General features: G+C 45.5%; 19 protein-coding genes. 10 read left to right on the top strand and 9 right to left on the bottom strand.

The annotated features are described in order from the left end of the window. Positions 1–172: 172 nt before the first annotated feature. The 4 genes from msrP to ACE1CM_RS03360 form a co-directional block, all read right to left on the bottom strand. Positions 173–1165, bottom strand: coding sequence for a protein-methionine-sulfoxide reductase catalytic subunit MsrP (msrP, locus tag ACE1CM_RS03375; protein WP_374875996.1), 993 nt, complete (start codon positions 1163–1165; stop codon positions 173–175). Positions 1166–1326: 161 nt separating this feature from the next. Beyond that, positions 1327–2163: a tetratricopeptide repeat protein gene (locus ACE1CM_RS03370; protein WP_374875995.1), complete on the bottom strand. Its 837-nt coding sequence runs from the start codon at positions 2161–2163 to the stop codon at positions 1327–1329. Between the two features lie 312 nt (positions 2164–2475). Beyond that, positions 2476–2982 carry a peptidoglycan-binding protein gene (locus ACE1CM_RS03365; protein ID WP_374875994.1) on the bottom strand — a complete coding sequence of 169 codons (507 nt, stop codon included), beginning with the start codon at positions 2980–2982 and terminating at the stop codon, positions 2476–2478. A gap of 485 nt (positions 2983–3467) precedes the next feature. After that, positions 3468–4511, bottom strand: a complete 1044-nt coding sequence (locus tag ACE1CM_RS03360) for a tetratricopeptide repeat protein (protein ID WP_374875993.1) — start codon at positions 4509–4511, stop codon at positions 3468–3470. A 330-nt stretch (positions 4512–4841) separates the two neighbouring features. Here ACE1CM_RS03360 and ACE1CM_RS03355 point away from each other — a divergent pair, with 330 nt between their 5' ends. From ACE1CM_RS03355 to panD, 6 genes are all read left to right on the top strand, one after another. Next, entirely contained in the window at positions 4842–6257 is a 1416-nt protein-coding gene (locus ACE1CM_RS03355) for an aspartate ammonia-lyase (RefSeq protein WP_374875992.1), read from the top strand. Between the two features lie 451 nt (positions 6258–6708). Beyond that, on the top strand, positions 6709–7017 hold the full coding sequence (locus tag ACE1CM_RS03350) for a hypothetical protein (protein ID WP_374875991.1): 309 nt from the start codon (positions 6709–6711) through the stop codon (positions 7015–7017). A 45-nt stretch (positions 7018–7062) separates the two neighbouring features. Beyond that, complete coding sequence (locus ACE1CM_RS03345) at positions 7063–8025, top strand: DUF362 domain-containing protein (RefSeq protein ID WP_374875990.1); 963 nt, start codon at positions 7063–7065, stop codon at positions 8023–8025. Positions 8026–8237: 212 nt separating this feature from the next. Next, positions 8238–8423 (top strand): hypothetical protein, encoded by a 186-nt coding sequence (locus ACE1CM_RS03340; RefSeq protein ID WP_374875988.1) that lies wholly within the window; start codon positions 8238–8240, stop codon positions 8421–8423. A 267-nt stretch (positions 8424–8690) separates the two neighbouring features. Next, positions 8691–9209, top strand: coding sequence for an inorganic diphosphatase (locus ACE1CM_RS03335; RefSeq protein ID WP_374875987.1), 519 nt, complete (start codon positions 8691–8693; stop codon positions 9207–9209). A gap of 152 nt (positions 9210–9361) precedes the next feature. Then, a complete protein-coding gene (gene panD / locus ACE1CM_RS03330) occupies positions 9362–9757 on the top strand; it encodes an aspartate 1-decarboxylase (RefSeq protein ID WP_374875986.1) in 396 nt (131 codons plus the stop codon). A gap of 168 nt (positions 9758–9925) precedes the next feature. Here panD and ACE1CM_RS03325 read toward each other — a convergent pair whose 3' ends face one another. After that, positions 9926–11428: an HlyD family efflux transporter periplasmic adaptor subunit gene (locus ACE1CM_RS03325; RefSeq protein WP_374875985.1), complete on the bottom strand. Its 1503-nt coding sequence runs from the start codon at positions 11426–11428 to the stop codon at positions 9926–9928. 9 nt (positions 11429–11437) lie between these two features. Next, positions 11438–12733: an Lpg1974 family pore-forming outer membrane protein gene (locus ACE1CM_RS03320; protein ID WP_374875983.1), complete on the bottom strand. Its 1296-nt coding sequence runs from the start codon at positions 12731–12733 to the stop codon at positions 11438–11440. 276 nt (positions 12734–13009) lie between these two features. Between ACE1CM_RS03320 and ACE1CM_RS03315 the strand changes: the two genes are divergently transcribed. Then, positions 13010–13159 (top strand): hypothetical protein, encoded by a 150-nt coding sequence (locus tag ACE1CM_RS03315; RefSeq protein WP_374875982.1) that lies wholly within the window; start codon positions 13010–13012, stop codon positions 13157–13159. Positions 13160–13262: 103 nt separating this feature from the next. Beyond that, the gene (locus ACE1CM_RS03310) at positions 13263–15443 is read left to right on the top strand and encodes a peptidase domain-containing ABC transporter (protein WP_374875981.1); all 2181 of its coding nucleotides are present in this window, start codon (positions 13263–13265) and stop codon (positions 15441–15443) included. A gap of 435 nt (positions 15444–15878) precedes the next feature. On the opposite strand, the gene ACE1CM_RS03305 is transcribed toward ACE1CM_RS03310, so the two are convergent. Further along, positions 15879–16679: a carotenoid oxygenase family protein gene (locus ACE1CM_RS03305; RefSeq protein ID WP_374876011.1), complete on the bottom strand. Its 801-nt coding sequence runs from the start codon at positions 16677–16679 to the stop codon at positions 15879–15881. A gap of 128 nt (positions 16680–16807) precedes the next feature. Continuing rightward, positions 16808–18067: an RNA-guided endonuclease InsQ/TnpB family protein gene (locus ACE1CM_RS03300; RefSeq protein WP_374875980.1), complete on the bottom strand. Its 1260-nt coding sequence runs from the start codon at positions 18065–18067 to the stop codon at positions 16808–16810. An 87-nt stretch (positions 18068–18154) separates the two neighbouring features. Here ACE1CM_RS03300 and ACE1CM_RS03295 point away from each other — a divergent pair, with 87 nt between their 5' ends. Then, positions 18155–18280: a transposase gene (locus tag ACE1CM_RS03295; protein ID WP_374875979.1), complete on the top strand. Its 126-nt coding sequence runs from the start codon at positions 18155–18157 to the stop codon at positions 18278–18280. Then, positions 18225–18593 carry an IS200/IS605 family transposase gene (tnpA, locus tag ACE1CM_RS03290; RefSeq protein WP_374876010.1) on the top strand — a complete coding sequence of 123 codons (369 nt, stop codon included), beginning with the start codon at positions 18225–18227 and terminating at the stop codon, positions 18591–18593. The genes ACE1CM_RS03295 and tnpA overlap by 56 nt, the downstream gene beginning before the upstream one ends. 11 nt (positions 18594–18604) lie before the next feature. Here tnpA and ACE1CM_RS03285 read toward each other — a convergent pair whose 3' ends face one another. Beyond that, on the bottom strand, positions 18605–19306 hold the full coding sequence (locus tag ACE1CM_RS03285; RefSeq protein WP_374875978.1) for a TerB family tellurite resistance protein: 702 nt from the start codon (positions 19304–19306) through the stop codon (positions 18605–18607). Positions 19307–19324: the final 18 nt, after the last annotated feature.

Raw genomic sequence — 19324 nt, 5'->3', positions numbered from 1 at the left:
ATCGGTAAATGTTGATGTCTAGCATTATCAAGGGAAATTGGTATAACACCACATCCTCTTCCTCCTCTTCTTGGCGTCCTCGGCGTCTTGGCGGTTCGTTTAAAAAAAGAAACCGGGTTTTTTACGGGAAAGCCTCCCCAACCCGGTTTATCACTACCTGCAAACTATTGGCTCAAACTTTGTAAAGATTCGCTACATATTCCCCATAACCGTTGTAGGGCAGCGTCGGTATTTTTTCCCAAGACAAATCCGGTCCTTTGCTGATAAATTTCTCAGTTGCTTGTGACCAGCGGGGGTGAGGCTTGGTAGGATTAACATTCGCCTCAAAATCATATTCGCTTGGCACTAAAGTATTCCAATAAGTCGCCGGTTGCTTGTCAACAAACTCGACTTTGACAATCGATTTAGCTCCCTTAAATCCGTATTTCCAGGGCAACACCGCTCGCATCGGCGCCCCGTGTTGCTTGGGTAACAAATGACCGTAAATCCCCACAGCAAAAAACGCTAATTCGTTCGCCATTTCTTCAATGCGTAACCCTTCCGTATAAGGCCAAGGTAGTTTTTCCATGAACGACAAAAGCGGGCCATATGTCACTTTTGGATCGTAATAAGAGGTAAAGCGCACGAATTTTGCTTGGGAGGTTGGTTCAACAGCAGCAATTAATTCCCGCATGGGAAATCCAACCCAGGGTAATACCATCGACCAAGCTTCAACGCAGCGGAAACGATAAACCCGCTCTTCTAAAGGAAATTTTTTCCGCAAATCGTCGATATCGTAGGTGCGAGGATTTTTCACCAAACCGCTAACTTCGACTTTCCAGTCTTCTGTTGGTAATGCTTGAGCGCCTTGCCAAATCGATTTTGTGCCGCCAAACTCATAAAAGTTATTGTATTTACCGGCTAGGATTTCGTCGGTAATTGGGCGGTCTACTTTGGCGAAGTTAGGATTGCTTTTAACTGAATCGATTTTGGGTAGTTTTAAAGTTTCCTCCAGCTTCTTGTCTGTTTCCTCCGACTTCTGACAACCCAAAATCGGCATGATGGTTGCTCCTATGCTTGCACCCATCAGCGTTTTGATCAAGCGACGCCGATTGAAAAAAATCTTTGCTGGCGTCACTTCCCGTTCTGGAATTTCCCAAGTTTTTGGCACGCGAATCAGCGTCATTTGCAACCAACTCCTGCTCTGATTTGTTGTTTTGCTAATAATTGTAAGGGAGAAGCAGAGGAAGAAACAGGTCTTACGCAAGCGCGTTCCTAGAAACCCGGTTTCTGGGTAGATCTCTCGCCACCAAACAAACGATTTTTCCTAGAAACAAAGGTGATTTATTACTGGCGAAGGCGTTCAAAATCTGGGTTGGTTTTGGCTAATTCCTGGTAGCGATTGGGAGCGATCGCGATCGCTTGTTGCAAGCAAACCATTCCCCGATTCACCCAACCTAGTCGCGCGTAACAGCAAGCTTTCCCGTACCAGGCGCTGGCGGCGTTGGGGTCGATCTCTAGCGCTTTGTCGTAGCTTTTGATCGCACCTTTATACCAACCCAAGTATCCCATCGCATCGCCCCGCCGATACCATGCCCAATAATCGTCGGGTTTGTACCCAATCGCCGCATCGTAACTACTGAGTGCCGCTCTATACCTAGCTATGCCTTGCAGTGAGTAGCCCCGCCAGTACCAAGACCAATAATCCGTAGGTCTGGATTTGATCGCTCTGTCGTAGGATGCGATCGCCTGCTCATAATCCCCTAATTCTCGTAAGGCATCGCTCCGCCGATACCAAGCCCAAAAGTCGTTGGGGTAGGATTTAATTGCTTGTTCGTAAGATGCGATCGCGTCGCGATACTGACCCAAACTCCGATATGCTTGTCCTTTTTGATACCAAGCCCAGTAATCATTGGGACGCATTTGTAGGGCTTTATTGTAGGATGCGATCGCGCAGCCATAGCGACCGAGATTATCTAAAGCATTTCCCCGCTGATACCAAGCGCGGTAATCATCCGAGAAGCGTTCGATGGCTTGATCGTAGCAAGCGATCGCTTCAGTGTAGCGCCCTAACATCCGCAACGAATTACCCCGCAAATACCAGGAACGGTAGTCATCGGGGCGACACTCTAATGCTTTGTTATGACTACCCCTGATGTTATCAAAAGGAACTAAGCGACTCATACCATTTTAGATTTTAGATTTTCGCTCGTTTCAGCCGAATCAAACTCAGCCTATTGCGCTGTTAAATGGTATCATACATGCTCGTCACCAGACAGGTATTCTGCCGCCTTGATTATCAGCTTTTTTCTTGGCGATTTGCTCTATATAAATCCTTAAAAATCTGCTGAATCGAGTATAAATTAAACCTGATAGGTTATTGGCCTATCAGGTGAAATAATAATAGTAGTATGGGCGGGTTTTACCAACCATCTATGAAATAATCGACAGTTTATCTAAACCCGCCACCCTGTTGTCTGCTAACTGACGAACCGTTTAAAAAGCCGATGCTTCAGATTGCGAGTTGAGCATAGTCCCCCAAGTCCTGGAGCCAATAATGCCATCTGCAACCAAATTTCTCGACCGCTGGTATGATATCACAGCATTTCGCGTCCCAGCGCCGTAAATGCCATCAATTGGGCCATTATAAAATCCCTGTTGGCTCAAGAAAGTCTGCACATCTCTGACTGTTTGTCCCCGACTACCATAGTAGAGATTCGTCGTTTGGTTAGGCGAATAACTACTCAGGGGATTGGGTGAACCAGGCGTGACATTTCCCGAAGGTTGGGCAGGTGTTTGCAATTGCTGAGTTGGCGTCCCATTTAATTCGGTTTGCGGATTGTTCAGTTGAGTTGGATTGTCTGTTTGGTTGGGCGACTGATTCAGCGTGCCAGAATTAGTCTGAGCATTGGCAGGTATACCCCCCAACAGCAATAAACTCGCGGAGATTGCCGAGAATATGCCCAAAGACAGAGGTTTGGAGTTAACAAATTTGGCATCCATTAGTTAATGCTCTCCTTTTGCGAAATAGGCTAAATGCCAGAACCATTAGCAACTTATGCCCTGGGGCGATTCAATCCTCAAAATTAGTTTCAATTAGGTTTTGAACTGCTGAGGATAAAGTTGCTAGGTTCTTTCCTAATCTTGTTGGTGCCGCAGCGGGACAATTGATGTCGCTGTTTGGAATTTTCAATCGCTCCGGCTTTCTTACCTATTTATAAGCTTAGGTTAAGGTTTTAATCAAAATATAGCCCGCTGGTTATAGTTTTTGGTTGATGTTTGTCTAACCAAAGAAAGACATTATTATATTCGTTAATCATAAATCTAAAATTGCCCAATCAACCCGGTTTATCAGATTTGTTGGCAATTATTGGTAGGGAACATCAGAGAGATATCGGTTGGTATGACAATAATAATGATGCCGTGTCCCTACAGAACGGCATCAGAGAGATATCGGTTGGTATGACAATAATAATGATGTTCCCTACTTATGGTTCGCAGATACTGGTCAAGGCATTAAACCGTTCATCTTCCCGAATTTTGGTAAAATCTGGGTCAACTTTAGCCATCAAAAGGTATTTTTCAGGCTGGAGATGGATGGCTTTTTGTAGATTTTCAATAGCAAAATCTACCTGGTCTTGCAAGGCATAACAGCAAGCTTTGTTGTAGTAAGTATTAGCGTGGTCGGGTTGAATGTGTAGGACTTTATCGTAAGATGCGATCGCTTCGTCGTATCTCCCCAGATGCACCAAGGTCAAACCCCGACTGTACCAAGCCCAATAGTCTTGAGTGTCCAGGATAACGGCTTTGTCCAAACTAGCGATCGCTCCAGAGTAGTCACCCGCTCTTCTTTGGGAAACACCTCTGTTATACCAAGCTCTTTGGTAGTCTGGTTTAATTTCCACGGCTTTAGTAAAGCTGGCGATCGCTTTTTCGTTGCGCCCGATGTCAGTTAACAGCAGACCCCGGTTATACCAAGCATTGTAGGCATCCGGGTTAAACTCAATCGCCCGGTCAAAGCTGTTGAGGGATTCTTCGTGATTTCCTAGCCGTTTGTGCGCTAACCCTCTGTTGTACCAAGCCCAGTAGGCGTTAGGTTGCAATCTCAAACTGCGGTCAAAGCTAGCGATCGCTTCTTTATATTTTCCCAAGTCACATAATGTAATACCTCGGTTGTGCCAAGCATTGGAAGCATCCGGGTTAAATTCAATCGCCCGGTCAAAGCTATTGACTGCCTCGCCGTGGTATCCTAACTTTCCAAGTGCAATGCCTCGGTTGTGCCAAACCCAGCTAATGCCCGGTTGAATCGCTAGGGCGTTATTAAAGCTGGTGAGTGCTTCCTCGTGACGACCTAAGTGTCCCAGCGCCAAACCCCGCTGACACCATGCGTCATAATAATCTGGTTGTAACCGCAAGGCTTTGTCGAAAAACGCGATCGCTGCTTCATAGTCTTTTTTATCGATTAATAGCACTCCTTGCTGGCGATAAAATTCCGCTTCGTAACTGATGGGTTGGCTGATGGACTGCGTCATCTTTCTTTGGGCTGATCTTTTGGGTTAGATGCCCAAAACAATAGCACAATTTGATCCCCCCTCTCACTAGGTAAAAACTACACGCTAAGTGAAGCAAGAGGGAAAGGGAGAGTAAGAGGCAAAAGGGAAGAGCCAGAAGGAGAATATTCGTATAAGCTAACTCCAGTGTTTAATAAAATCTTAAAAATTCAAAATAATGTTCAATTTTGCCTTTTAAATAAAAGTTGGAATCAGAACAGCAGGCGCGACTGTGTGCCATCGCTTATAAAATAAGAATCCTCCTCTTAACTGCGGCATCGTTTGATTTTGTGGAACCTAAACAATACTGACATGAGTGAACCAACAGGCGCGGCTTACCGTATAGAAAAAGATTCGATGGGTGAAAGGCAAATACCTGCCTCTGCCTACTATGGAATCCAGACGCTGCGGGCAATCGAAAATTTTACGATCAGCGGAATTAAACCTTTACCTACCTATATCGATGCCTGCGTGTTAATCAAGAAAGCCACCGCCATAGCCAACGGCGAACTCGGCTGTATTGAGCAAGAGATTAGTAGGGCGATCGTCCGCGCGGCGGATGAAGTCCTGGCAGGCAAGTTTCGCGATCAATTCGTGGTAGATATCTACCAAGCCGGGGCGGGTACATCCCACCACATGAACGTCAACGAAGTGCTGGCAAATCGGGCATTGGAAATTTTGGGGGATGAGAAGGGAAATTACCAGCGCATCAGTCCCAACGACGATGTCAATTACGGTCAGTCTACCAATGATGTGATTCCGACCGCGATTCGGATTGGGGCGCTGTTGGCTTTAGAACACACGCTTTACCCAGCATTAGAAGCGGCGATCTGTGCGGTAGAAAATAAAGCCGTTGAATTCAAAGATATCGTCAAATCCGGCAGAACTCACATGCAAGACGCCGTCCCGGTGCGTCTGGGGGAAAGTTTTCGCGCCTTTTGGCAAATTCTGTCCGACCACATGACTAGAATTGAAACCGCATCTTTGGATTTAACCGTCCTGGGGTTGGGTGGTAGTGCGGCGGGAACGGGGTTAAATACCCATCCTCAGTATCGCGATCGCGTCGCCAAAATCTTATCCGAACTGATGAACCAAACTTTGCAACCCGCCCCCCACCTGATGGCGGCAATGCAGAGTATGGCACCTTTTGTCAATGTTTCCGGTGCTTTACGTAACTTAGCGCAAGATTTGATCAAAATTTCCCACGACTTGCGCTTGATGGATTCTGGCCCAAAAACCGGGTTAAAAGAAATTCAACTGCCGCCGGTACAACCAGGATCTTCTATTATGCCGGGTAAATATAATCCGGTAATGGCAGAGATGACCTCGATGGTGTGCTTTCAGGTGATGGGATATGACGCCGCGATCGCAATGGCTGCTTCTGCCGGACAATTAGAACTCAACGTGATGATGCCTCTAATTGCTTATGACCTGATTCACAGCATTGAAATTTTGGGCAATACTATCAACGTGCTGGCTTCCCGCTGCTTGGAAGGGATTGTCGCCAATAGCTTACGCACTCGTGCCTACGCCGAAGGCAGTCTCGCCCTCGTCACCGCGCTCAATACCCACATCGGTTATCTCAACGCCGCCGCCGTGGCGAAAGAATCCCTCGAAACCGGCAAATCCCTGCGAGAAATTGTCCTGGAACGCGGTTTAATGAATCCAGAAGATTTGGCAAAGGTGTTAGACCTGGAAAAAATGAGCGCGATGCCTGGTAATCGGTAATGGGTAATGGGTAATGGGTAACTGTGAATTGCGACGCGGAAGATCCCCCCTCACCCCCCTTGTCAACGAGGGAATGTTGGCGACGCGGAAGATCCCCCCTCACCCCCCTTGTCAAGGAGGGAATGTTGGCGACGCGGAAGATCCCCCCTCACCCCCCTTGTCAAGGAGGGAATGTTGGCGACGCGGAAGATCCCCCCTCACCCCCCTTGTCAAGGAGGGAATGTTGGCGACGGGGAAGATCCCCCCTCACCCCCCTTGTCAAGGAGGGAATGTTGGCGACGCGGAAGATCCCCCCTCACCCCCCTTGTCAAGGGGGGAACAAGAGTACCCCAATTTATCGGGGGAGGCGGGGGAGATCTGCCAGGTGTTGCATTTTTTAGTTGTAATTTTCTTTTGATCGCTGACCACCGATGCGATCGCCAAGGTTCGACTAGGAGGAAGATTCTACCAGATGTACAGTCAAACTAGGGACACACAAATCACCTTTTACTATCTCGACGGTCATACGGAATCGTTTAGTATTTCTAACCCAGAAGAAACCGCCGAAACTCAGCAGGAACTGCGGCAAGAATTGCGCCGCCTGTTCGATCATCCTTGGTGGGTGTTTCACTTGGAAGAGCAAACAATTTGTGTCAATACTGCCAATGTAATTAAAGTGGAAATCAAACCCGCCATTCCTTACCTGCAAGGCGATAATGTCTTCTCTAATGCTCAGCGGGTAACCGCACTGACTCAATCATCGCGGCGTTCTGCAAGCTAAGCAGTTAGTTGTTAAACTACAACCAAAATTAACAACTAATCGCCCATGCAACCAGCTGTTAGCTTAATACGCGCCAACTCTTACGAGATAGAGTTATTGCGGTCATCCCTGGAAACCTTACTGGAACCTTTGGGAGGAATAGGAGCGATCGCTAAAAAGGGCGATAGAGTCCTGCTCAAACCCAATTTACTCACGGGTTCCCGCCCCGGTAAAGAATGTACCACCCGACCGGAAATCGTTTACTGCGTCGCCAAAATGCTGCAAGATGTCGGCGCTAAACCGTTTATGGGGGATGGTCCCGCTTTTGGCAGCGCCAGGGGTGTCGCAGAAGCAAATGGCTATAAACCTATTCTGGAAGCACTGAATTTGCCCGTTGTCGAATTCCACGGGAGTCGCTACCAAACTATCAGCGAGGAATTTAACCACCTGCTACTGAGTAAAGAAGCGATGGAAGCGGATGTGGTAATTAACCTGCCCAAGGTGAAATCCCACGTCCAGCTAACCCTGACAATGGGTACTAAAAATTTGTTTGGTTGCGTCCCCGGTAAGATGAAGGCGTGGTGGCACATGGAAGCTGGGAAGGATAGCGCCCGTTTTGGTCAAATGCTGGTGGAAACCGCCAGGGCGATTAACCCAGATCTAACTATCCTAGATGGCATTATCGGTCACGAAGGTAACGGCCCCAGCGGCGGCGAACCTCGCCCCTTGGGAATTTTGGGCGCATCTACGGATGTTTTTGCCTTGGATCGAGCGATCGTAGAAATTTTGCATGTAGACCCCCTCGTCGTGCCTACCGTCGCCGCGTCCCTGCGATTGGGACTATGTTCTGATGTTAAGGCGATTGACTTTCCCTACCTGGAACCGGAAGATCTGAAAGTGCTGGATTGGAAACTGCCCGAAAAGCTCCTACCGATTGATTTTGGCTTGCCCCGCGTTGTCCAGTCTACCTTTAAGCATCTTTATATCCGGTTGATTAAAGAACCGCTGAGTGCTTACTCCGGTAGGTAGTTGAAAGATATCAAAAGTATCAACAGTCGAAGCGCAGCTTTCTACCCTGCGTTTCCTCTATCTTTAGATAGATTTGGCTGAAACTGTTGCTACGAGTACAGCCGTACCCGAACGAATCGCTAAAATGGATCGATAGTCGAGGGTAGATCGTGCCCTCGCCTTTTCGGTTAAACCGAATCACTCGATCGGTTAGGAAGGCATCTACTATTGGTATGGAATCAACTGAATCGTCTGCTCACTCGTCAGACAAACCTCCCCAGGGACTCGCAGACCTAGTAGGAACTGCGATCGCTCTGCTAACGCTAACAATACCGCTGTATGCGATCGCTCGCTACTCTTCAAACAGCGTCGAGGTTATGCAACAAGTCACTTATCCCCTACCCGAAGCGCGAGAATGATATGAAATTAAGGTAGGTGAGCAGAAGTGCAGGTCGGCAGGTGTGCAGGTGTGCAGAGGGGAATTTGAATGTACATTCTCCTGCATCTCCCCTGCTCCCCTGCTCACCTGGTCACACGCTCACCTGCTCACTCGCTCAAACTGCCGAGGGCTAAAATTATTCTGAGTTTGCACCCATTCCTCTAGAATGCTACACGGGGGTTGTCGAGATTCGCCGTTTGGTTAGACTCGTCAATTCCCGATTTGCCGTTAGCTTAGGAGTTCCGTTGTGGACTTATCGCGCATTCCTCCCCAACCAAAACCCGGTTTGATTAACGTTTTAGTCGAAATTACCGCCGGTAGTAAGAACAAGTACGAATTTGATAAAGACTTGCAAGCCTTTGCGTTAGACCGCGTACTCTATTCCTCGGTACAATATCCCTATGACTATGGGTTCGTACCCAATACCCTCGCCGATGACGGCGATCCCCTCGACGGGATGGTGATGATGGATCAACCCACGTTTCCAGGATGCGTGATTGCAGCGCGGCCTATCGGCATGTTAGAGATGATCGATGGAGGCGATCGCGATGAGAAAATTCTCTGCGTCCCTGATAAAGACCCGCGTTACGCTAAAATAAAATCTCTCTCAGATGTCCCACCCCACCGCTTGGACGAGATTGCAGAATTTTTCAAGACCTATAAAAATCTAGAAAAGAAAGCGGTTGAAATCCTGGGGTGGCAAGATGTCGATAAAGTGATGCCCCTAGTTGAACAGTGCATCAAAGCTGGTAGCGAAAAAGGCTGAAATTCAAATTCAGCAACAACCTAAACTGGTAGGCGCTATTTCAGATTGCAGATTTCAGATGGCAAATCTGCAATCGAACATAAAAATAATTTTAAATCTAAAATATGCAATTCTTCAATCTGAAATCTTCAATCTGAAATCTGAAATTAATTATGCAACGAACGCTCCTTGCAGCTAAAATTCACAGATGCACGCTCACGGCATCAAATCTTAATTACATGGGCAGTATCAGCATCGATGAAACGCTTTTAGATGCTGCCGGAATTTTACCTTACGAGCAGGTACAAGTTGTTAACGTCGCTAACGGTGAGCGTTTTATTACCTACGCGATAGTCGCCCCACCAAACTCAGGCGCGATCGAACTCAACGGCGCCGCCGCTAGACTGGGAATGGCAGGCGATCGCTTGATTATTATGACCTACGCTCAGTTTACAGCGGAAGAACTAAAAAACTATTCTCCCACTGTCGTTATTGTAGATGAGAACAACCGGATTCTAGAAGTGCGGCGCTATAACGATAAGTTGTTTAAACATTCTATCGTAATTTGATTCAATCTGTTTGATAATCTGTAGGGACACGGCATTTTACAATTTGGGGATGCCGTGTCGCTAGCAACGCGTTAATTTGTTTGATAATCTGTAGCGACACGGCATTTTACAATTTGGGGACGCCTTGTCGCTAGCAACGCGTTAAAATGGGTTTGTGATTGAATAAATTTACACATCAGCTAACAACCTAGCTTGGCGGAGAATAAAGGTTAAAACGGTTTCTTCTCTGGAAATAATATCCGCGGTGACAGCCATTCCTGGTTGAATGGGATACTGGATATTGCTGCGAGTCAAATAATTTTTTTCTGGTTGGAGGGTAACTTCGTAGTAGGGGGAGTTATTGTGGGGATTTGCGATCGCATCGGGAGCGATCGCGCTCACCTTTGCAGGTAAAGTGCCATAATCCGGATAGGGATAAGCGGATATTTGCAATTGGGCTGTTTGCCCTAATTTAATTTTACCAATATCTTGAGCTTTTATGCGAGCTTTGACAACAATTGCGGCATTATTAGGAGCAATTTGGGCAATTGAATCTCCCAGTCGCACGGTTTGACCTGAATTTCGCAAGTTTAATTGCAAAATAGTACCATCGACGGGAGAACGCAGGGTAGTTTTTTGCAAGTCTTTTTCAATTTGTTCGATCTCGCGGGTATCGGTTAAGATTTGATTTTGTAGTTGTAAGCGACGCCCAATTAAAGCTTGTTGTTCTTTAGTTAAAGTGGCTAATGTAGCGTCGCCTTTGGCTTTTTCTTGTGCGATGCGATCGCGGGAGATCGTAATTGGTGCAGTACTAGGATTTAATGCGGCTTTTTCTGCTTCTAATTTAGCGAAAGCAGCTGCAACTGTTTGTTTTTGTCGTTCAATGGTTTGCGCTTGTGCGAGGACGGCTTTTTTTTGCGCTTCTACGGCAGCTTTTTGTGCCAAAACTGCTTGTTCTTGTTGCTGGATGGCTAATTCTGCTTCCTGCAATTGTTGCAGGGAAATTGCCCCGGATGCGGCTAAAGGTTTATAGCGATCGCGTTTAGTTTGAGCGGCTTTTAAGTTGGCTTCTGCTGCTTTTAAATTAGCTTTAATTGTTTCTAAATTAGCGGTGGCTTGCCAATATTCTTGTTCGGCTTTTTGGACTTCAGCTTCGGCTATTTTTAGATTAGCTTCTGCTTGTTGAACAGAGGTTTGGGTGGTAATTTGTCGCTGTTGAAAATCCCGTTGGTTTCGGCTTAATTCTGCGGTAGCGGCAGCAATAGCGCGTTCGGTGGCGCGGGTTTCGGCGGCGATTTGAGTGGCGATAGAATTGATTTGAGCAGCTATTTGATTTATTTGCAGTTGATTTTGCTGAATATTGTCTTGAAATTGGCTTTTTTTGGTTTGCAGGGACGAGTCATCGATCAAAGCGATCGCATCGCCTTGTTTAACTGGGGTATTCTCTTTTACGGGGATGCTTTTGACCATACCTTCGGTGATTGCTTGGACAAGGCGAACCTCGCCAGAAGGACGGACGGTCGCTTCGGCTCTCACGGTAACATTGTACCGGGTTTGGTTTGCGATCGCCAAAGCCGCCCCACAAGTTCCGATTAAAAATAATCCTCCCAAACTCGTCCATCGACTCACCGATGGCAGAAATTCATCGCTGCTAACTAAAGGTAGATATTCTGGATTCGACTTGCCAAGCATAAGCGGATATCAAAAAACAACTTTTATCCCCACCGAAGGGCCATAATAAAAACTACTTCCATCGAAATCGATGCTACCAAATTTACCCGTTGAAGCAAAATCATCGAGTTGTCTGGGTGCCAAAGCGACGCCGCTGACATACATTACATTAAACCCAGCGGTTAAGCTAATATTTTGACTGACGCGCCAGTCAGCAGATATAGTTGCTTCTAAGATTGGCGCGACAGTCCATCTGGTTTCCCCATCCTCAATTCTGTCTACTAGATTTCCCGTATCAAAATCAAAGGCGCTGATGGTACTGTTTTGTTCCCCATGATTGCCAAATACCCCTGCTTTGCCGCGCAACCCGATAGTAAAATTGCGACTGAGGTCAACATCGACATTCGCCCCTATTTGAATCCCAAATAAGTTATTTTTTGTCTCAACTTTGTATTCTCCTCTAGGAACAGAAAGCAATCCCTGTGCGGGCAATGCTGCTGCACCTCCCGTATTTAAGCTAAACTCTTCTGGTGCGCCCATGTAGCGCAATCCTACTATTAAAGAAGGTCTAAAGGTTCTAGTTGAACCGAGATCGCGCTGATAGTTTAACTCGAAGTTGTACAATTTTGATTCGTAGCTGATTCTGTGTTCGTAGCCGGAAATAAACGACCTGGTAATGTCAAAATTACCATTTCCTTGTCCCACAGGTGGCGGCTGATCTAAAACGTTTATTCGATCTCCAAACGAATCAAAGGGTGTAAAAATTGGCGTATCGTCTAAATCGGCTTGAACGATAATCGGATTGGGAAATCCCGGTGCAGGTGCGGTGATTCTGGCGGAAGTTTCAAAGTTTTGCAATCCAAAGAATGAAAAGTTTAAACTATTCTTTGGATTGAAACTGTAGCCAAGGGTTACCCTCGTTCCTAGTTCGTAGTTAAAGTCTAAATTGTCCGTCCCTAAAGTTTCCCCAGTTTCAGCTGTATTGACATCATAAAATTCCGAGGTCGTAATTCCACCGGGAATATTGCGAGTCAGAAATAAAGCTTCTGCTGAGATTGACCAAGGGTTAAACCTGGGGGAATTTGATCTTGATTTAGTTTGGGCTATTTCTTCAACTTCGATAATATAATTTCGTTCAATTGATCGATCCAGAATACCTCCGGACAACAAATCATTAGCATTATGGGAATTTTGAGATTCCAGAAACTCTACTTTAGTTTGCGGTTGATTTGAATTGGCTAAAACTGGGTTGATGTTGAGTAAAGCTACCCCAGCAATAACTGTCTGAAGTCCTAGAAGACTTAGTTTCACGGTTAACGCACTCATTCGTTCGCTCTTCACACACAAGGTTTTATTTTAAACGCTATGACTCGATTTTGTCTTTGACAAGCTGTCAAAGACAAAAAGATTTTTTTGTTGTATATTAGCTAAGTTTCCAGCCAAACGACGAGGGATTGTTTTAGCTGCATTCTGCTATGTTTTTGCAGAGTGCGGTATCGCCTATTACATTTTTATTTATTAATAAAACGCTCGGAAAGATACTTGACTATCTGATTCAGAAGAACTAAATTTAAATATTGTAAAAGCAGGAGAGCAAAGACAATGAAGAAACAAGAAAACAAAGCACCTCTGTTCACGGAAATGACAGCTAAAGAAGCTGCGTCGCTAAACGGTGGATGCAAACCAGGCGGGAAGTCTATGTGCCTCAATTCTCGCCAAAAATTAAGTTGGTTGGGACTCGCATCCAAATAGTTCACGACTTACGCAAAGAAACCGGGTTTCTATGAACGCAGAAACCCGGTTTATAAGATCGTCGTAAGTCGAAAGAGTGAGTTAAGTAAAATAGGCATCTGTTATGTTACAGATGCCTTGTTTGGCATATAAAAAAGCGATGATTTATCCATGCGTGCTTCAGCAAAATGAAGAAGATTGCGGTGCAGCTTGCCTCGCTTCTATTGCTAAGAAATATCGACGTAATTTGGGGATAAATCGGATTCGGGAAGCGGTAGGTACGGGACAATTAGGAACAACTTTACTGGGGTTACAACAAGGTGCAGAATCCCTCGGTTTTAATGCTCGTGCGGTGCGAGCATCGCCGGAAATTTTAGATAGAATAAATGAAGCACCAATGCCAGCAATTATCCATTGGAAAGGCAATCATTGGGTTGTATTGTATGGCAAGCGGGGGTGGAAGTATGCAGTTGCCGATCCAGCGGTAGGTATTCGCTATCTTTCCAAAAAAGAATTAGCCCAAGCTTGGACAGATTGGGCGATGCTTTTATTAGAGCCAGATCCGGTAAAATTCGCATCACAAAATGACGATACAGTCAAGGGTTTTGGGCGATTTTTGCGGCGAGTTTTGCCCTATGGGGGGATTTTAGGGGAAGCGGTATTAATTAATCTATTTGTCGGATTACTTTCTTTAACTACACCGTTTCTGATTCAAATTCTCACCGACGAAGTGCTGGTGCGGGGGGATACAAAACTGCTGACGGGGGTAGCAGTAGCGATTGCATTCGCCAATGTCATCAGCAGTAGTTTAGGATTAATTCAATCGAACCTTGTAGCGCATTTTGCCCAGCGGTTAGAATTGGGTTTAGTTTTAGAATTTGGTAGGGCAATTCTGCGCTTACCCCTGACTTATTACGAGTCTCGCCGCAGCGGCGAAGTGCTTAGTCGTTTGCGCGATATCCAAGAAGTTAATCAACTAACTGCCCAAGTTATTATTAGTTTACCCAGCCAGTTTTTTGTGGCGCTGGTTTCTTTCGGATTAATGGTATTTTATAGCAGGAAGCTGGCTATCTTCTCCGGTTGCTTAGCATTTTTGATGATGGTAATTACTTTAATATTTTATCCTACATTACAACAAAAGATAAGGAAAGTATTGGTTTTAGAAGCAGAGAATCAAGGAGTTTTAGTCGAAACATTTAAAGGCGCGATCGCTCTCAAAACCATTGGTGCAGAAAGGCAATTTTGGTCAGAATTTCAGAGCAGATTTGGGCAACTGGCAAATCAGACATTCCGAACGATTCAAATTGCGATTGTGAATAAAACAGCATCAGAACTGATATCGGGAGTGGGCGCGATCGCATTATTATGGATTGGCAGTTACTTGACGATAAATAAAGAAATCACAATCGGACAATTACTGGCATTTAACACAATGAACGGCAACTTTATTGCCTTCATTAATACCGCGATTGGATTCATCGATGAATTCAGTCGCGTCAGTACAGCAACCGAAAGATTAACCGAAGTTATTGAAGCAACACCAGAGAATTTAGGCGAGGCGAAAAGAAGCTTTGTCAAGCTTCCCGATGACGCGGATATTGTATGCGATCGCATCAACTTTCACTATCCAGGAAGAACCGATCTTATAGAAGACTTTTCCGTCAAAATCCCCGGGGGAACAGTTATCGCCGTCATCGGTAAATCTGGGTGCGGTAAAAGCACATTGGCAAAACTTTTAACAGGTTTATATCTACCCCAATCTGGTAATATTCGCATCGGTTCCTACAACCTGCAAGACCTTTCCTTAGAATGCTTGCGCCAACAAGTCGTCTTAGTTCCTCAAGACGCACACTTCTGGAGTCGCACGATTATTGAAAACTTCCGTTTAGCATCTCCTCAAATAGGCTTAGAATCAATAGTTCAAGCTTGCCAAATAGTTGGTGCAGATGAATTTATCAGTCAACTACCCGACAAATACCAAACAGTTTTAGGAGAATTTGGTGCCAATCTTTCCGGCGGACAAAGACAAAGATTAGCCATTGCCAGAGCAATTCTTAACAACCCACCCATACTAATATTAGATGAATCCACCGCCGGACTTGACCCAGTAAGCGAAGCGCACATCTTAACCCAATTGCTAACTTACCGCAGGGGTAAAACCACCATTTTAATTAGCCATCGTCCCAGCGCCATTCATCGAGCCGATTGGATTATATTTTTAGAACAAGGACAACTGCAATTGCAAGGTTATTTAGAAGAAATGCGAAGACTCCCCGGCGAACATCTAAACTTTATTAGCGATTAAAAATTAAATTACTGTAGGGTGCGTTAGGCGCGGCATTTTATGGGGCAATTTTGGCAAAAAATGGCAATCCGCGGCGTAACGCACCAGCAAAAATGGTGCGGACGCGGGATTTAATATCATGTCCAATAATGGATGGCTAATTGCTAATAGCCATTAGCGATTAGCTATTGAGTTAGTTTACTTATATAAGTTCTGACTGGGAAACTCGGAAAAAAATGTATTTTTGAATGCATTTTTCCCAGTATCCCAGTCAAGGCAGACCCGATCTGCGCTCGCGAGGGCAAAAGTTTTTGGTCTACTGAATGTGGGTTTACTCACATCTTGCACCAATAGACTGGGCGGGCGGGACGCCCACCCCACAAGAGGCTGGTTTTTCTTGTGGGATGGGCATCCTGCCCGTCTCGCCCATGCCAGGTGCAAGATGTGGGTTTACCGTCACTTACCCATGGCAACAGACGAGATCCAGGCAGCATGGAAACCGTAAGGAACGCGCTGAGGCATAAGTACCCGTGCTATAGGTTCAGATGTGAAGTTTTGGGCATCAATAACCAGTAACTCAGACTGCTTGACTACCGCATCCCAGACCATCGTCAGCAACCAACCATCGTCCTCAGCAGTAGCACCAGGTCGAGGTGCAAACGCACTATCACCGCCAAAGCGTCCCCGTCCAAATTCATGTACTTGCGAGCTACCAGTTTCCAAATCATACTTAATCAAACCATCCAATAATAGTCTGGGTCTCATGTAGGTAGCTTGCCGTGAAGCGTACATATAACGTGTTTTCCGACCCGTGAAATCATCGTTGATGCGAGGAAATTCTGTGGCAAGATCGTCCAAAGCCTCTTGTTTGACCACACCCGTCCCTAGGTTGATGCGATAGCGATACAGGCGGAATTGTTCAAACTCGGTTTCCCCACCTTCACCTTTGTCTTCTTGAGGAATAAATAGATAGGTATCTGGTGTTCGGGTAGCGAAGAGTACCACCTCGTCTCCTTCTTCCCAAGCATTACCCACATGGTAGAGCATACAGGCAGAAACCTCAAACCAGCGGATTGTCCGATTATCACCATTGCGCGGTAGGATGCCAATACGGCTGGGGTTTTGCGGCTCAAACTTAATCGGTAGCTGACCTTGCATGATTCGCATCGGTTTGAAAGTCAGCGGCATATCTAGGAAAATGGTGTAGCGTTCAGTAATGGCAAAATCATGCATCATCACCGGGGCTGGTATGTCAATGGGTACGGTTCGCTATGAACTACCCCAACCTATAGACGGACGGGGTTTCTAGTCCCTCATCCGAAAAATGGCTAGGCTTTTGACTCTTCACTTGCTTCAGTTGCCGCATCGAACCAGTATGCTTGCGCCTACTCGTCGAATTGGTAGAAGCTCAAACATCCGTAGTCTACGAGGCTAGTTCCTAACCCCGGTTGCGAATTAGTCGCAACGTTATATAAAACCATCACCGAACCTCTATCGCGAGGCGTTTCAAATCCGCAATCGCTACAAACATGATAGCGATTTGATAAATCTGCCCAATCTTTATGGACTATTCCACAATTAGGACAGCGCTGTGATGGTTTTATTTGTTTTGTCGGCAGTATCAACATCAAACCACCTTTTTGTTCGATCTTGTACGCCATCATTTTATTAAGCGTACTAAACCCAACAGAAAGAATTGACTTATTGAGTCCGGCTTTCTGCTTTTTACGTTTGCTGCCTTTTTTTGATTTGCGCGTCATCGAGTTGGTATTCAACTGTTCGGTTACACCGATGTCATAACGACTGGCAATCTCTGATGTAACCTTGTGCTGCCAATCCTGGCGCTGATTAGCTACTTTTCTTTGCAGCCTAGATACCTGTTTTCTCGCTTTCTTCCAACGCCTTGAGGCTTTGACTTTCTTTTTTCTGTTAGGTGCGCGCTTGCGTCTCAAAGCTGAAGACTTTCGCTTGACTAAATGCTCACACCGCTGGGTAAAGCGTGGATTTTCCAGTTCGTTAAAAGTTTTCCCTTCATAAAGAGTTAGTGCCGTTTCTGTACCTAAATCAAACCATACTATTGATTTGTAATTCAAGTCTGAACCCGAACCAAATCTGGTTTCTGGCGTCGTAACTTCAACAGTAAATGATGCAAACCATTGGTTTGTACCTGGCTTGTAAACAATAGTTAAGGTGGGAGGAACGCCCCACTGTTTTGATTGACCGCGCATCCTAATCGTGATCCCCAAATCGTTTAGGGTAACGCTTCCATGCTTGCCGTTGCTATTGACCTTCCAACCAGATGTAGCTGGGTAAGTCCAACCAGAGTAGTCGCGAATTGACTTAAATTTGGTGGATCTCTTGCTTAATCCTTGAAAAAATGCACCATAAGCCAAATCGACACGCTTGACCGTAGCTTGCAGTGCTTGTGAGTGCAAATAAGCAAACTCAATCCATTCTTTTTTGAATGCAGGCAAGCAATTCTGCTGCTCAAAATAAGTAACGGTTTTTTGAGAGGCTCTCCACTCATAGCGACGATCAGCTATGCAGGCATTGTATAGGTAGGCATGATTTCTCCGTGCCTCAAACAGCTTATTCTCTTGCAGTTTGTTGGGGTACAGTCGAAATGTCTGCCTTCTTGTCGCCATGCGCTACTTACCGTTCTGATTCGCTTCAGTTAGTGTTGTGCCATAAAATTACTGTATCAAGTTTTTTAGATATGACAAGAAGGTTGCATGACTAAACTACACAGCGGCTCTCATGTCGTTTTCTCAATCCACCTGCATATTGTCTTTGTGACCAAATATAGGCGGAAAGTGCTTACGCAAGCATTTGCTTCAGGATATGAAGCACGTGTTTGAGCGAGTGTTAAGTGCGAATCAGTCAAAGCTGTCCGACTGCAATGGCGAAGCTGACCACGTTCACCTGCTCATCGATCTGCATCCAGATAATAATATTTCCGATTTGATTGCTTCCCTTAAGTCTGCTAGTAGCAGGGTTCTTAGAGAGAAGTATAAACCGGAAATTGATAAGTATTATTGGGGAAAAGCCAAGCTATGGCATGATTCCAAGTGTATTGTTTCTTGTGGTGGAGCGCCTCTGGAGACAGTCAAAAAATATATTCAAAATCAATCTGGCGGGAGATTGGGAAAATCAGGGGTATCGAACCCCTAATTTTTCCCCTGCTATTCATCCCCACCCCATAGGCGGATGGGGAATTCCGCAGGTTTTGTTAAATATAGCTTCGCCATATCATCCGCGAGAATTTTGGTACTCGCAGTGGTGCTGAAGCGACTGATGACTTGATAGGGGACGCGAGCATAATAGCCCGTCCCGATTGCTGTTTGACTAACCATTGATGAGCGCTCCATCTGTAGTACGTTAGCCAGGAATTTGCTATCGAGCATCATGCTCATGAGTCGGCGCTGTAGAGTAAGTTGGTGACTTTGGGCGTTCGCTACCTCTGTGGCTGCAATCTCTGCTAAAAGTTCCTTTTCCTCGCTATCCAACGTACCATCGCTATACATCAGGGAGTTAAGGGCTTCATACAACTCCTGAAAATCTTTGTCTGAACAATTATTTCCTAAATATGCTTGTAACCAGCTATAACATTCTTCTGGCTGTACTAGCTTATCTACCGATAACAAGGATTTAATCTCCGGATCTTCAGCCAGTCCTTTCTCATTTATTATCCGTTGCCAAAATGCTTGTTCTCCAGGTTCTAGTACCCCATCAATCCAGGCAATACCGCTCAGGAGTTTTACTAACTGCTTATTATCTTTTGAAAACCTTTCTTTATTTGCCATTAAGGTAGCTTTGGGAATTGCCACATCAAAATGTTCATTATTCTTTGCCTCATTACGAATGTTATTCTCGCTGCTGTACAATATTTTACTTATGTCAGG

This window comes from Microseira sp. BLCC-F43, assembly GCF_041929235.1.
Lineage (GTDB): Bacteria > Cyanobacteriota > Cyanobacteriia > Cyanobacteriales > Aerosakkonemataceae > Microseira.
Note: the sequence above shows the minus strand (reverse complement) of the source record. Positions and strands in the feature narration are given on the sequence as shown.